General features: G+C 72.7%; 16 protein-coding genes and 1 tRNA gene. 6 read left to right on the top strand and 11 right to left on the bottom strand.

The window, feature by feature from the left end:
• Positions 1-12: 12 nt before the first annotated feature.
• The 3 genes from ACIHAD_RS05285 to ACIHAD_RS05275 all read left to right on the top strand — a co-directional run bounded on the left by ACIHAD_RS05285 (position 13) and on the right by ACIHAD_RS05275 (position 3,294).
• Entirely contained in the window at positions 13-1,512 is a 1,500-nt protein-coding gene (locus tag ACIHAD_RS05285) for a PLP-dependent aminotransferase family protein (protein WP_397353105.1), read from the top strand.
• 35 nt (positions 1,513-1,547) lie between these two features.
• Positions 1,548-1,733, top strand: a complete 186-nt coding sequence (locus tag ACIHAD_RS05280; protein WP_352326433.1) for a DUF4236 domain-containing protein — start codon at positions 1,548-1,550, stop codon at positions 1,731-1,733.
• 88 nt (positions 1,734-1,821) lie between these two features.
• On the top strand, positions 1,822-3,294 hold the full coding sequence (locus ACIHAD_RS05275) for a pyridoxal-dependent decarboxylase (protein ID WP_397353104.1): 1,473 nt from the start codon (positions 1,822-1,824) through the stop codon (positions 3,292-3,294).
• Between the two features lie 78 nt (positions 3,295-3,372).
• Here ACIHAD_RS05275 and ACIHAD_RS05270 read toward each other — a convergent pair whose 3' ends face one another.
• On the bottom strand, positions 3,373-3,819 hold the full coding sequence (locus ACIHAD_RS05270; RefSeq protein WP_397353103.1) for a MarR family winged helix-turn-helix transcriptional regulator: 447 nt from the start codon (positions 3,817-3,819) through the stop codon (positions 3,373-3,375).
• 61 nt (positions 3,820-3,880) lie between these two features.
• Here ACIHAD_RS05270 and ACIHAD_RS05265 point away from each other — a divergent pair, with 61 nt between their 5' ends.
• Positions 3,881-4,261 carry a hypothetical protein gene (locus ACIHAD_RS05265; protein WP_397353102.1) on the top strand — a complete coding sequence of 127 codons (381 nt, stop codon included), beginning with the start codon at positions 3,881-3,883 and terminating at the stop codon, positions 4,259-4,261.
• 175 nt (positions 4,262-4,436) lie between these two features.
• On the opposite strand, the gene ACIHAD_RS05260 is transcribed toward ACIHAD_RS05265, so the two are convergent.
• From ACIHAD_RS05260 to ACIHAD_RS05225, 8 genes are all read right to left on the bottom strand, one after another.
• Positions 4,437-4,509: transfer RNA gene (locus ACIHAD_RS05260), tRNA-Ala, on the bottom strand.
• 104 nt (positions 4,510-4,613) lie between these two features.
• Positions 4,614-5,144: a Clp protease N-terminal domain-containing protein gene (locus ACIHAD_RS05255; RefSeq protein WP_397353101.1), complete on the bottom strand. Its 531-nt coding sequence runs from the start codon at positions 5,142-5,144 to the stop codon at positions 4,614-4,616.
• Between the two features lie 3 nt (positions 5,145-5,147).
• Complete coding sequence (locus ACIHAD_RS05250) at positions 5,148-5,363, bottom strand: helix-turn-helix domain-containing protein (protein WP_397353100.1); 216 nt, start codon at positions 5,361-5,363, stop codon at positions 5,148-5,150.
• Between the two features lie 226 nt (positions 5,364-5,589).
• Positions 5,590-6,411 carry a metal-dependent hydrolase gene (locus tag ACIHAD_RS05245; RefSeq protein ID WP_397353099.1) on the bottom strand — a complete coding sequence of 274 codons (822 nt, stop codon included), beginning with the start codon at positions 6,409-6,411 and terminating at the stop codon, positions 5,590-5,592.
• On the bottom strand, positions 6,408-7,658 hold the full coding sequence (locus tag ACIHAD_RS05240; protein WP_397353098.1) for a CynX/NimT family MFS transporter: 1,251 nt from the start codon (positions 7,656-7,658) through the stop codon (positions 6,408-6,410). The genes ACIHAD_RS05245 and ACIHAD_RS05240 overlap by 4 nt, the downstream gene beginning before the upstream one ends.
• Positions 7,659-7,770: 112 nt before the next feature.
• Entirely contained in the window at positions 7,771-8,388 is a 618-nt protein-coding gene (locus tag ACIHAD_RS05235; protein WP_397353097.1) for an SRPBCC family protein, read from the bottom strand.
• A gap of 31 nt (positions 8,389-8,419) precedes the next feature.
• A complete protein-coding gene (locus ACIHAD_RS05230) occupies positions 8,420-8,797 on the bottom strand; it encodes a hypothetical protein (RefSeq protein ID WP_397353096.1) in 378 nt (125 codons plus the stop codon).
• A complete protein-coding gene (locus tag ACIHAD_RS05225) occupies positions 8,794-9,156 on the bottom strand; it encodes a hypothetical protein (RefSeq protein ID WP_358284006.1) in 363 nt (120 codons plus the stop codon). The genes ACIHAD_RS05230 and ACIHAD_RS05225 overlap by 4 nt, the downstream gene beginning before the upstream one ends.
• A gap of 323 nt (positions 9,157-9,479) precedes the next feature.
• Here ACIHAD_RS05225 and ACIHAD_RS05220 point away from each other — a divergent pair, with 323 nt between their 5' ends.
• Positions 9,480-9,974, top strand: coding sequence for a DUF523 domain-containing protein (locus tag ACIHAD_RS05220; RefSeq protein ID WP_397353095.1), 495 nt, complete (start codon positions 9,480-9,482; stop codon positions 9,972-9,974).
• Here the strand turns inward: ACIHAD_RS05220 and ACIHAD_RS05215 are convergent.
• The gene (locus ACIHAD_RS05215) at positions 9,950-10,330 is read right to left on the bottom strand and encodes a hypothetical protein (RefSeq protein WP_397353094.1); all 381 of its coding nucleotides are present in this window, start codon (positions 10,328-10,330) and stop codon (positions 9,950-9,952) included. The two genes, ACIHAD_RS05220 and ACIHAD_RS05215, sit on opposite strands and share 25 nt — an antisense overlap.
• Before the next feature lie 41 nt (positions 10,331-10,371).
• A complete protein-coding gene (locus ACIHAD_RS05210) occupies positions 10,372-10,971 on the bottom strand; it encodes a TetR/AcrR family transcriptional regulator (protein WP_397353093.1) in 600 nt (199 codons plus the stop codon).
• A gap of 140 nt (positions 10,972-11,111) precedes the next feature.
• Between ACIHAD_RS05210 and ACIHAD_RS05205 the strand changes: the two genes are divergently transcribed.
• A complete protein-coding gene (locus ACIHAD_RS05205) occupies positions 11,112-12,482 on the top strand; it encodes a Dyp-type peroxidase (RefSeq protein ID WP_397353092.1) in 1,371 nt (456 codons plus the stop codon).
• Positions 12,483-12,504 lie beyond the last annotated feature (22 nt).

Here is a 12,504-nt window from a genome sequence, read left to right as displayed (position 1 = left end):
AGATCCGGTTTCGTGCCGAAACATTGGGCCAGTGGCGGGGTGGACCTGCATCTGGAGCTCGATCCCGCCCTCGGGCGGCGGCGGGCCGTCGAGGACGCGCTGCGCGCCGCCGTACGCGACGGGCGGCTTCCGCCCGGCACCCGCCTGCCCTCGACCCGCGCGCTCGCGGCCGGGCTGGGCCTGGCGCGCGGCACGGTGAGCGCCGCCTACGACCAGCTCGCCGAGGAGGGCTACCTGACCACCCGCCCGGGCTCGGGCACCGAGGTCGCCGACACCTTCCCACCCGCCCCCGCGCCGATCCGCACCCCCGCCGCGCCCGCACTGATCCGCTCCCCCACCCCCGCCGCGCCCGCGCCGGTCCACTCCCCCATCGCGGTTGCGCGTCCGGTGCACGATCTGCGTCCCGGGCAGCCCGACGTGTCCGCGTTCCCCGCGCGGGCCTGGCTGCGGGCCACCCGCCACGTGCTGGCCACCGCCCCCGCCGAGGTCTTCGGCCCCTGCGACCCCCGTGGCCGGATCGAGCTGCGGACCGCGCTGGCCGGCTACCTGGGCAGGACCCGGGGCGTACGCACCACCCCCGACCGGATCGTCGTCACCACGGGCTTGGTCCAGTCGCTCAACCTGCTGGCGGACGTGCTCGGCGCGGGCCCGATCGCCATGGAGGACCCGGGCCACGACTTCTACCGCGAGGTCCTGCGCCGCGCCGGCCGCACGATCGTCCCCCTCCCGGTGGACGAGCAGGGCGCCCGTACCGGCGACCTCACGTCCGGGGTGGCCGCCGCCGTGCTCACCCCGGCCCACCAGTACCCGACCGGCGTCCCCCTGACCTCAGCCCGCCGCCGCCTGCTGCGCGAGTGGGGCGGCCCGGTCATCGAGGACGACTACGACGGCGAGTTCCGCTACGACCGCCGTCCCGTGGGCGCCCTCCAGGGCACGGCCCCCGACCAGGTCGTCTACTGCGGCACCACCTCCGAGTCGCTCTCCCCGGCGCTGCGCCTGGGCTGGATGGCGCTCCCGCCCGCCCTCGTGGGCCCGGTCGCCGAGGCCAAGCTGCACGCCGACGCGCACACCGAGGTGCCGGGCCAGCTCGTCCTGGCGCGGTTGATCGACGAGCACGCCTACGACCGGCACGTCCGCGCCGCCCGGCTGCGCTACCGTCGCCGCCGCGACCTGCTGCTGTCGCGGCTCGGCCCGGGACCGGCCGCGCCGCTGCCCGGGGCGCGCCTGCCCGGCGTGGCCGCCGGCCTGCGCGCCCTGCTGCTGCTCCCGCCGGACGGCCCGCCGGAGTCCACCCTGCTCGCGGCCTGTGAACAGCGCGGCATCGCCCTGCGCGGCCTGACCCCGCTGCGCCAGACGCCCGGCCCCGGCGGCCTGCTCATCGGGTACGCCGCCCCCTCCGAAGGCGCCTACCCCGCCGCCCTCGAAGCCCTTGTCGAGGCCCTGACCTGGGCGTCCACGGACGGAAGCATCCTGAGCGCCGAAATCCCCGATATATCAGGCTTTCCCGGGTAGTTGACGGGCTCTCACGACCTCGACGGAGGAGTCCGATGAGCTGGAGCTACCGCAAGACGATCAAGCTGGGCCCGGTCCGGCTGAACCTGTCCCGCGGCGGCGTTGGACACAGCTGGGGCAACCGGCTGTTCAGGGTGACGCGCACCGCCGACGGCCGCCGTACGCTGTCGGTCAATCTGCCCGGCGGCTTCCACTGGCGCAAGACACTCAGCGGGCGCTGACCCCCCGCCGGAACGACGGGCCGGAGGCGCGCGGCCTCCGGCCCGTTCCCGTCTTCCCGGGACGCCCGCCGGATGATGATCTGTAGGCATGAACGCCCATATGAGCCCGGAGGAGTTCCGCCGCCACGGCAGGCAGGTCGTCGACTGGATCGCCGACTACATGGCGGGCATCGAGTCCCGTCCGGTGCGGTCGCGGGCCGAGCCGGGAGAGATCCGCCGCGCGTTGCCCGCGGAGCCGCCCGAGCACGGCGAGCCGTTCGAGGCCGTCCTGGACGACCTGAACACGATCCTGCTGCCCGGGATCACCCACTGGCAGCACCCCGCCTTCTTCGCCTACTACCCCTCCAACGCCAGCGGCCCCGCCATCCTCGGCGACCTGCTCTCCAGCGGCCTCGGCGTGCAGGGCATGTTGTGGGTCACCAGCCCGGCCTGCACCGAGCTGGAGACCGTGGTGGTGGACTGGCTGGCGAGCCTGCTCGGCCTGCCCGCCCACTTCAGGACCGACGCGCGCGGCGGCGGCGTGATCCAGGACTCGGCGTCCAGCGCCTGCCTGGTCGCGCTGCTGGCCGCGCTGCACCGGGCGAGCGGCGGCCGGGCCGGGCGTACGGGGATCGCCGAGCGGTACACGATCTATGTCTCGTCCCAGACGCACTCCTCGCTGGAGAAGGCCGCCCGCGTCGCCGGCCTGGGCTCGGACGGCGTACGGGTGGTCGACGTGAACCCCCGTACGCTGGCCATGGACCCCGGACGTCTGCGCGAGCTGATCGCGGCCGACAAGGCGGACGGCGCGGTGCCCGCCATGGTCTGCGCCACGGTCGGCACCACCTCCTCGGCCGCCGTCGACCCGGTGCCCGAGATCGGCGAGGTGTGCCGCGAGCACGGCGTGTGGCTGCACGTGGACGCCGCCTACGCCGGGGTCGCCGCCGTCTGCCCGGAGTTCCGCCGGCTCAACGACGGCGTGGCCGAGTACGCCGACACCTACTCCACCAACCCGCACAAATGGCTGCTGACCAACTTCGACTGCACCGTGTTGTGGACGGCCGACCGCGCCCCCTTGCTCGGCGCGCTGTCGATCCTGCCCGAATACCTGCGCAACGCCGCCACCTCGGCCGGCTCGGTGGTCGACTACCGCGACTGGCAGATCCCGCTGGGCCGCCGTTTCAGGGCCCTGAAGCTGTGGTCGGTGATCCGCTGGTACGGCGCCGAGGGCCTGCGCGCCCACATCCGCAAGGGCGTCTCCTTGGCCCAGGACCTGGCCGCCCGGATCGCCGCCGACCCCGCCTTCGAGCTGCACGAGCCGCACCCGCTCGGCCTGGTCTGCTTCCGCCCCCACTGGCCCGGCCTGCCACCCGCCGACGCCGACGCGGCCACGCTGCGCCTGATGGAGACCCTGAACGCGGGCGGCGCCCTCTACCTCACGCACACCAGGATCGGCGACCGGACGGTGCTCCGCATGGCCATCGGCGGCCCCGCGTCCGAACGCCGCCACGTCGACCAGGCCTGGGCCCACATCCGCCGCGAACACGCCGCCCTGACCCGGCACACCGCCCGCAACGGCTGAGCCACCCAGGACTGCCCGAACCGACCAGACCGACCAGACCGACCAGACCGACCAGACCGGCCAGACCGACCAGACCGGCTAGATCGGCAGCCCGGCCTGGGCGGCCAGCGTGCCGAGGGCCTTGGCGAGCACGGCCCGGTCCCGCGGGCCGAGCCCGCCGGTCAGCTCCGCGTCCAGTTCCAGCGCCGCCTCCAGGCACCGGTCCAGCAGCGCCCGCCCCTCGCCGGTGAGGTCGAGGAGCTGACGCCGCCGGTCGCCGGTGTCGCGCACCCGTGAGATCGCGCCGAGCCGTTCGAGGTGGTCGGCCAGCGTCACCACCAGGCTCGGCGCGACGCCCATGGTCCTGGCGACGTCGAGCTGCGAGGCCGGGCCGCGCGCCTCCAGGAGGGTCATCAGCCCGACGTGCTTGGGCTTGAGATCGAGCGGGACCAGCGCGGCGGCGAACCGCTCGGTCAGGATCGCCCCGAGCGTCCCGATCCTGAAGGCCATCGTCCCCGCCACCGACACCGGCTTGACTTCGTCCACATCCTCGATGGTACCGTCCATATATCATTCAGAATGTGAACGATTCGAGTGGAGAAATATCATGAACAAGCCCCTCGTCGCCCTCAACGTCGTCGCCGCCGCCGGCGCCATGGTCTCCGGCGTGCTCGCCCTGGTGGACCCCGCGATCATCCTGCCCGCCGGCGCCGAGGTCTCCGGCGGCGTCTCCCTGTACGCCCAGGCCTACGCCGCCCGCGCACTCCCCCTCGGCGCCGCCCTCCTGTGGGCCATGACGGCGAAGGGCAGGCCGGCGCTGGTGCCGCTGCTGGTCACGTCCGGGGTGGTGCAGGTGGCCGACGTCGCGATCGGGCTCGCGCAGGGTCAGCCGGGCATGGCCGTGGGCGGCACGACCGCCGCCGCGATCCATCTGCTGTCGGCCTGGGCCCTGACCCGTCGCGCCCGCACCGCACCGGCCGCGGCCTGACCCCTTCAGGAGGCGAAGCAGGCGCGGAAGGCGTCGAGCACCGGACCGCCCACCGACCACCACAGCAGCAGGACGGGCACCGGCCCCGCCGGGTGCGGCCGTACCACGAAGACCGCCCGCCCGTCGGGGACACGAAGAAAGGTGGCGCCCCTGAGGACGCCACCTGGTGATTCTGTGGAGCTATGGGGATTCGAACCCCAGACCTCCTCCATGCCATGGAGGCGCGCTACCAACTGCGCCATAGCCCCTTGCGATCACCAAGTGTATCGGACTTCCGGAGCCCTCGCGTCACGCCGGATCCCGCGCCCCGGCGGACCGGAGGCGCTCTCCGGCCCGCCCTCAAGGGCACGCGTCAGGCGGCGCGGCAAGACGGGATGCCCGCCTCCCCGGCCAGCGCGGGCACGTCCACCCCGGCCTCGCGCAGCAGGCGGCCGGCGCCGTTCGCGCCGTCGGCCAGCAGGCCCCACAACAGCCGTTCGCCGGTGACCGGTCCGGGCTTCCACATGGCCACTTCGATCGCCTTCCTGGCGTGCACGGCCAGCGGGATTCCGCCCAGCGGGCCGTCGAGGGTCACGCGCAGCGGGCGCAGCCGGGACCTGCGCAGGACCCATCGCTCGGGCGCGTCCGTCCCGGCCCTGGTGCGGCGGTGCACCTCGTCGAGGTCGATGCCGAGGGTGGCCAGCAGCGCCCGCGCGTCGCCCAGGTCGATCCGGGCCCGCAGGTCGGCGCCGGAGGCGGTGAACGACGACAGCGAGAACGGCCGCACCTCGGCCACCCCCAGCAGGAGGAGGTCGGCGTCGAGCGTGTCGCGGTGGGCGTCGAGCGCGAGGATCCCGGCCCGGATCACCGCCCGGCGGGCGCCTTCTGTGAACCTGTCGAACACCTGCTACCTCCCCGTTCTGCGGGCGTGCTTGCGATGGGCGGACTGCCGCCGGACCCCCAGCGCGCCGGCGATCTGCTCCCACGACCACCCCGCCGCGCGGGCGTTGGTGACGTGGACGGCCTCCAGCTCCTCCAGCAGGCCCCTGAGCGCGGCCACCGCCGCCAGCCCCGTTCCGGGGTCGCGGTCGGATGCCGCCTCGGCCAGTTCGGTGACGTCCATGGTGTCAGCATGTGCTGACAGCCGCCCGCTTGTCAACACATGCTGACGCCTCAGAGCCGTTCGGCCAGGTCGACGAGGGCATCCCGGCCGAGCAGGTGACGGAGTTCGGGGACGCGCCGACCGAGGCCGGGGTCGAGCACGAGATCGTCGTCTACCGGGGAGCCGCGCGCGGCCGGGGCCACGCCCAGGCGAGGTCGTCAGCACGGTCAGGGCCTCCCTTGTGGGGTCAGCCGCAGGTGGTGCGCATGGTCAGGGCGGCTTCCTCCAGCGAGAACGCCACCTCGACCGTGCCCAGCTCCGCCGTGTCGCGCACGTGCGTGCCGCCGCACGGGATCGACACCTCTCCCTCGGGCAGCGAGCAGTGCCAGGTGCGCAACGCGGTCAGACCCGGCCCCGGCACGTCGAGCCGGACCGGCGCACGGGCCGCCACCCACGTCCTGAGCCGCTCGTTCACCTGCCGGGCCAGCTCGGTCAGGTCCAGGTCGTCGGCGGAGAAGCCCTTCTTGCGCAGCGACTTGCCCAGGCGGTATTCGTCCACGCTGCCGTGCGGCAGGATGCGCGAGGAGGTGATCGCCGTCTGGTCGAAGTCGGGATGGCCGAGCCGGTCCAGCCGCACCTCCTTGCGCCACCGGTCCGCGAGCGCCGCGTTGAGCGCCAGCGCGGCCAGGTGGCAGGCGGTGTGGCCGGCCGAGAGCGCCGCCCGGTGGTCGGCGTCCACCTCCAGGGCCACCTCGGTGCCGACGGGCAGCGGGGTGTCCGTGACGTGGACGACCAGCCACTCCCAGCCCTCGGTGCCCCGCCGGACCGGGATGGACTCACCGACGAAGACCTCGCCGTCGTTCGACTGGGCCCCTGTCACGCAGTCGACGACCGGCAGCCCGCCGAGCGTCCCCCGATCGGCGGGCTGGTCGGGCCAGGTGTGGTCAAGGGGATGGAACGGCGTCTCGGCGGTGACGAGACCGTGCCGGTCCCCCACCGGCACGGCCCCGACAATCGGGGAACGGCCGCTGAGGTGGCCGTTGGGGAAGGTGACGACAGTGGATCTCACCTGGTCATTGTGGCAGGGGCGCGCTCGTCCTCCAGATAGCGGTCACGGCCGGCGTACAGGCCGGTGAAGAGCTGGACGACGAGCACTCCGAAGATCAGCACGTACGTCAGCGCCCAGCCGCCGGTCATCTGGTAGATCACCCCGACCAGCAGCGGGCCGGCGCCGGCGATGAGATATCCGGCGCTCTGCCCGAAGGCCGACAGCGCGGCCGTGCTCTCCGGCGTACGGGTGCGCAGCCCCAGCATCACCAGCGCCAGCGGGAACGACCCCATGCCGACCGCCACGAACACCACCCACACCATGGCGGTCGAGGCGGGCGCGAACCACAACCCGAGGAAACCGATCGTGTAGAACACGACCAGCCCCACGACGACCGGCCGCTGGTCGCGGAAGCGCGCGGCGATCGTGGGCACCAGGATCGAGACCGGGATGTTCAGGGCGGTGAACACGCCGAGGACGAGCCCGGCCTGCGAGGAGGTGAATCCGCTGTCGGTGAGGATCGTGGCCAGCCACCCGAACATGATGTAGGCGATCATCGACTGGGTGCCGAAGTAGACCGCCACCATCCAGGCGAGCCTGCTCCTGAGCAGGGTCGAGATGCCCGCGTCCCGGCTGCCCGTGTCCCGCTCCGGCTCACTGCGCAGCAGCGCAAGCCACGGAATGGCGGCCACGGCGGCCAGGGCCGCCCACACGCCGAGCGCGATGTGCCAGTCCCCCGACGCGCGCTCGATCGGCACGGTCGCGGCGGCGGCCAGCATGGTGCCCGCCGCCAGGGCCGTGGTGTAGACGGTGGTCATGATCCCGGTACGCCCGGGGAAGTGACGCTTGATCAGCGTCGGGATGAGCACGTTGCCGACGGCGCCGCCGGACAGCGCGACCGCGCTGCTCAGCAGGAACACCGGGGCCGACCCCACCAGCGACCTGACCAGCATGCCGGTGCCGAGCGTGACCAGCGCCAGCAGCAGCAGCCGGTGCTCGCCGATCCGCCGGGCCAGCGTCGGGGTGACCGCGCCGACGCCGGCGAAGGCCAGCACGGGCAGCGTGGTGAGCAGGCCGGTGCCGACGCTGCTCATGCCGAGGGCCCCGGCGAGCTGGTCGAGCAGCGGTCCTACGCTGGTGACGGCCGTGCGCAGGTTCAGCGCCGCCAGAACGATCCCCAGCACGAGAAGCCAGGCCAGGGGGGCGGTTCTGCCTGTTCTGCCGCGGGCCTCTTGGGCGAGCACGCTCATGCTGGGAAGGTCCTCCACTCATCAAATCATGGGACGAATCACCACCTTAACAGGACCGAAATGTCCCTTTATTCCTGGACATGAGAAAGCCCCCGGGGCGGGGGCTGATGATCTCAGGGGAGATCCCGTCCTACAGGACCGGGCTCGGGCCCTCCGGGGGCTGGTTGCGTGGGGGAACCGGCCCGGGAGGCGGCAGGGTGCCGCCGGGCGGGTAGTCGCCGCCGCCGACGGTGCCGGGCGGGACCGGCGCGCCGCTGTCGCCGTACGTGGAGCCGTGCTCGTGCTCGTACTGGTGGGCGCCGGGGACGTCGCCGCGCCAGCCGCCCGTCTCGCCGCCGCGCGACTCGATGAACGACTTGAACCGCTCCATGTCGTTCCTGATGCGCAGCCGGACGATCTGCAGCGCGTCGCCGACGGTCTCGACGACGCCCTCGGGGTCGTACTCCATCTGGAGGGTGACCTTGGTGGTGTCGGCGTCGATGCGGTGGAAGGTGACGACGCCCGCGTGGTGCGGCGAGTCCGTGCCACGCCAGGCGACGCGCTCGTCGGGGTGCTGCTCGGTGATCTCGGCCTGGAACTCGCGGCGGACCCCGGCGATCTCGACCACCCATTCGGTGAGCGTGTCGGAGACCTGCTTGACGGACTCCACGCCCTCCATGAACTCGGGAAAGCTCTCGAACTGGGTCCACTGGTTGTAGGCCACGCGGATCGGGACGTTGACGTCTACTGAGTGCTCGATCGTGCTCATGGGGTCTGTCCCTGCCCGCCCAGGCCCGGCGTTAACGCCTGCGCAGCAGCCAGTAGAGGCCCACGAAGGGCAGCACGAGGGGGATGAACAAGTAGCCCTTGCCGTACGACGACCACACTGTGGCGTCGGGGAAAGCCGCCGGGTCGACCAGGCTCGCGGTGCCGATCAGCAGCACGCCGGCCAGCTCGATGACGAGCGCGCCGAGCGCGAGGCGGCGGGCGCCGCGCACGAGGGCGACGGTGAGCACGACGTAGACCAGCGCGGCGAAGGCCGACAGCGCGTAGGCCAGCGGCGCCTCGCCGAACCTGGTGGCGATCTGCACGGCCGCGCGCGCCCCCGCCGCCAGCGAGAACAGCCCGTAGACGGCGACCAGCGCGCGCCCGGGGCCGGTGCCGATCGGGGCGGTCACGCCACGCCCTGCCAGATCTGCAGCAACCGCGCGTTCATCACCGCGATCGCGAACCCGGCCACGACCAGGATCGCCGTCCCCCACCGGCTGCGCTCGGCCAGCGCGAGGAACACCCCGGCGGGCGGGATCAGCACCTGGCCGCCGATGTACCCGAACAGCGTGGCCTTCTCCGGCGGCCCCTCGCCGCCCGACACCGCCGCGATCACGAACCCGGCCTGCACCAGGATCGCCACCTCCAGCACGGCGAAGCCGACCAGCAGGACCATGCCCATGGGCCGGTCGCGGACGGCGACGACCAGGCTGGCCAGCATGAGCAGCAGTGAGCCGACGATGACGATCGTGGCGACGGTGGTGTTCATCGGGACACAGGTTAGCGCCCGTGCAGGTCGCCCTCGATTCCGTCCAGCACTCACGACAGGCCGCGCTCGAAGTTGTCGTCGGCCCCGGCCTGGGGAACTCGCCGCTCTGCCGGGGCTGCCCCCGCTCCAGCGCCTCCCTGACCACGAACCCCGTCATGTAGTCGTTGAACAACGCCGCCAGACAGAGCCAGGCCCGCAGCCGGTCGACCCCGAGCCCGTCGAAGGCCGACGACTGTGGAGCGGCCGTTCGCGTACGCGTTCGGCTGCGCGGTCGTCCTGGCGGCCGTCTCGCTGGTGCCGATCGCGCTCATAGGATCGGGGACGTGCAGAGAATCCTCGTCAGCGCCTGCCTGATGGGCCGCCGCGTCCGCTACGACGGCGGCGCGAAGACCAGCGCCGACGCCCTGCTCGCGCGCTGGCGGGAGGAGGGTCGGCTGGTGGTGGTCTGCCCCGAGGTGACGGGCGGGCTGCCCGTCCCGCGCCCGGCGGCCGAGATCGAGGGCGGCGCGGGCGGGGCGGCCGTGTTGTCCGGCGCCGCGCGCGTGCTGGCGAGCGACGGGTCCGACGTGACGGCCGAGTTCGTGGCGGGGGCGCGGGCCGCGCTGGAGGCCGCCCGCTCGGCCGGGATCCGGCTGGCCGTGCTCAAGGAGGGCAGCCCCTCGTGCGGAGCCCTTTCGGTCTACGACGGCACCTTCGGCGGACGGCGGGTGCCCGGCCAGGGGGTGACCACCGCCCTGCTCGAAGCGCACGGCGTCCGCGTGTTCACCGAGGACCAGCTTCCCGAGGCGGCCGGCTACCTGCGCGACCTGGAGGCGTAGAAGGCCCCCGCCAGGCCGGCGGCCAGCAGGACCGCCATCGTGTCGTGGAACCAGGTGCTCAGCGTCGTGGCCGCCGACGGGCGCAGGGCCAGCGCCAGGATGCCGATCAGCACGCCGCCCAGCGCCCCCGCGTGGGTGTAGACCAGGCCGTCCCAGGCCCACGGGCGGCGGGACAGGGCGCCGTGGCCGCCGGCCAGCAGGCCCAGGGCGCACAGCGTCTCCACGATCACCGCGGGCGGCACGACCGGCTGGGACAGCGGACCGAGCGGGATGCCCGCGTGCAGCAGCGCGGCCCCGAAGAAGATCAGCGCGTGGGCCAGCGAGAGCGCGCCGAGGGCTTTGCGCAGTGGGTCCATGGGGCACACGCTCGCATCGCCGGGGCCCGGCGGAATCGTCCTCAGGGAGAAGGCCGCGGTACGCCGCCCGTGGTAGCCAGCATGCGCCGGACGATCCGGATCACCTCGTCGATCGTCACCCGGGCGTCCTCGTCGGACTCGCAGGCCGCCACCCCGCGCCCGGCCTCGCCCATCACGGTGGTCAGCAGGGCCACCAGCACGTTGCCCTCCGGCGTGTCCGCCAGGCCGAGCAGCCGCTTGTTGCCGCCGATCCACTCCCAGCCGCGCTGCCTGCGTAACGTGGTGAACTCGGCCGGGCCGTCGTTCTCCAGGAACAGCCTGGCCACGTCGCGCTGCTCCCACGAGCCCTCCAGGTAGGCGCGGGCGCCGGCCAGGAACCGTTCCTCACCGGCGCCCGCGGTGGCCTTGGCCGCGCGGGAGGTGCGTTCCTCCTGGCCGCGCATGAACTGCTCCCAAAGGGCGAGGAACAGGCCCGGCTTGCCGCCGAAATGGTGGTACAGGCTGCCGACGCTGATGCCCGACGTCTCGACGATGTCGGCGACCGTGGCCTCGGCGTACCCCCTGGCCAGGAAGACCTCGCGGGCCGCGCGCAGCAGCGTGTCGCGGGTGCCGCTGGAACGTCCCCAGCCCCGGTTCTTCATCCGGTCATTATGTACGGTCCGCCGGGTTTGATCGGGAAATCGAACCCACCTGATCGACCGGAAACTTTCTCGCATTCCCGGGAGTCGTACAGAAGCAGGGGGCCCGGATCATTTCGAAACGGGGAAAGGATTCGGCGACAATGACTGTCGACCTGAACAACGCACAACCCCTGGCCTGGGACTCGGCCACGCTCGACGCGGACACCAAGGAGATGCTGGACAATCTCCAGCCCAACATTCTCCGCGCACACGTGCGCGAGCACCTGTCCGTGCTGTTCGTCAGATTCAACGACGTCGCCGCGGGAAAGGCGTTCCTGCGGCACATCGCCGTCACGAAGATGAAGTCGGCGCGCCGGCACCTTGAGGAGGTGCGCGACTTCGGCGCGAACGGCCGGCGCGGCACACCGTACGTCGGCATCGGCATCAGCAAGGCCGGCTACCGCGACCTCGGCCACTCCGTCGAGGACGTGCGCAAGTTCGGCGACAAGGCGTTCCGCGACGGCATGAAGCGGCGCGTCGCCGAGGTGGACGACCCGCCGGTGGCGGAGTGGGAGCCCGCCTACCAGCGGGAGATCCACGCCGTCATCCTCATCGGGGACGCCCGGCAGGACCGGGTCGAGGAGCTGCGCGAGGAGATCCTGGGCGAGCTGCCCGCAAGCGCGCGGCTGCTCGGCGAGGAGACCGGCCACGGCATGCGCAACCCGGCCGGCGACGGCATCGAGCACTTCGGGTACGTGGACGGCCGCAGCCAGCCGCTGTTCGTGAAGGACGAGGTGGACAAGGAGCCGAAGGAGCACTGGGACCCCGCCTTCCCGCTCTCCAACATCCTGGTCGCCGACCCCTTCGCCCCGCACCCGGAGCGGCATTTCGGCAGCTACCTGGTCTTCAGGAAGCTGGAGCAGAACGTACGGGCGTTCAAGGAGATCGAACAGGACCTGGCCGACGCCCTCGGCCTGCACGGCGCCGACCGCGACCGCGCGGGCGCCATGCTCGTCGGCCGCTTCAAGGACGGCACCCCCGTCACGCTGAGGCCGAAGCCGGGCGGCGGCCCGGTGGCCAACGACTTCACCTTCGATGACGACCCGGGCTCGAAGTGCCCCTTCAGCGGGCACATCAGGAAGACGAACCCGCGATCGTTCGGCCGCGAGGTCCTCATGGCCCGCCGGGGCCAGACGTACGGCGACCGCACCGACGACCCCTGGGACGGCTCCCCGCCCCGGACCCGCCCGAGCGGTGAGGTCGGCCTGCTGTTCATGGCGTTCAACAGCAGCCTGCTCGCCCAGTTCGAGTTCACGCAGCAGAGCTGGGCGAACAACGAGGACTTCGAGAACCCGGCGACCGGCCACGACCCGGTCATCGGGCAGGGAGCCCGCGACGTCAAGGTGAGCTGGCCGAAGGTGTGGGGCCGGGCCGAGCCGTCGTCCCTCCAGGCCCAGGTCACCCAGACGATCACGATGAAGGGCGGCGAGTACTTCTTCGCGCCGTCCCTGGCCTACCTCCGCAACCTGTGACACCCGGGCCCGGCGGGGACGC

Origin of the sequence: Nonomuraea sp. NPDC052265 (assembly GCF_044547985.1) — a bacterium.
Classification (GTDB): Bacteria; Actinomycetota; Actinomycetes; order Streptosporangiales; family Streptosporangiaceae; genus Nonomuraea.
The sequence above is the reverse complement of the archived record's forward strand: the minus strand, read 5'-3'. Positions and strand labels throughout refer to the sequence as shown.

What these genes read in the sequence shown, in the direction of transcription:
- ACIHAD_RS05275 (WP_397353104.1), top strand. Translation starts at nt 1,822, where the DNA reads ATGAACGCCCATATGAGCCCGGAGGAGTTCCGCCGCCACGGCAGGCAG.
- ACIHAD_RS05215 (WP_397353094.1), bottom strand. Translation starts at nt 10,330, where the DNA reads ATGGACCCACTGCGCAAAGCCCTCGGCGCGCTCTCGCTGGCCCACGCG.
- ACIHAD_RS05225 (WP_358284006.1), bottom strand. Translation starts at nt 9,156, where the DNA reads ATGAACACCACCGTCGCCACGATCGTCATCGTCGGCTCACTGCTGCTC.
- ACIHAD_RS05235 (WP_397353097.1), bottom strand. Translation starts at nt 8,388, where the DNA reads ATGAGCACGATCGAGCACTCAGTAGACGTCAACGTCCCGATCCGCGTG.
- ACIHAD_RS05250 (WP_397353100.1), bottom strand. Translation starts at nt 5,363, where the DNA reads ATGGACGTCACCGAACTGGCCGAGGCGGCATCCGACCGCGACCCCGGA.
- ACIHAD_RS05210 (WP_397353093.1), bottom strand. Translation starts at nt 10,971, where the DNA reads ATGAAGAACCGGGGCTGGGGACGTTCCAGCGGCACCCGCGACACGCTG.
- ACIHAD_RS05280 (WP_352326433.1), top strand. Translation starts at nt 1,548, where the DNA reads ATGAGCTGGAGCTACCGCAAGACGATCAAGCTGGGCCCGGTCCGGCTG.
- ACIHAD_RS05205 (WP_397353092.1), top strand. Translation starts at nt 11,112, where the DNA reads ATGACTGTCGACCTGAACAACGCACAACCCCTGGCCTGGGACTCGGCC.
- ACIHAD_RS05265 (WP_397353102.1), top strand. Translation starts at nt 3,881, where the DNA reads ATGAACAAGCCCCTCGTCGCCCTCAACGTCGTCGCCGCCGCCGGCGCC.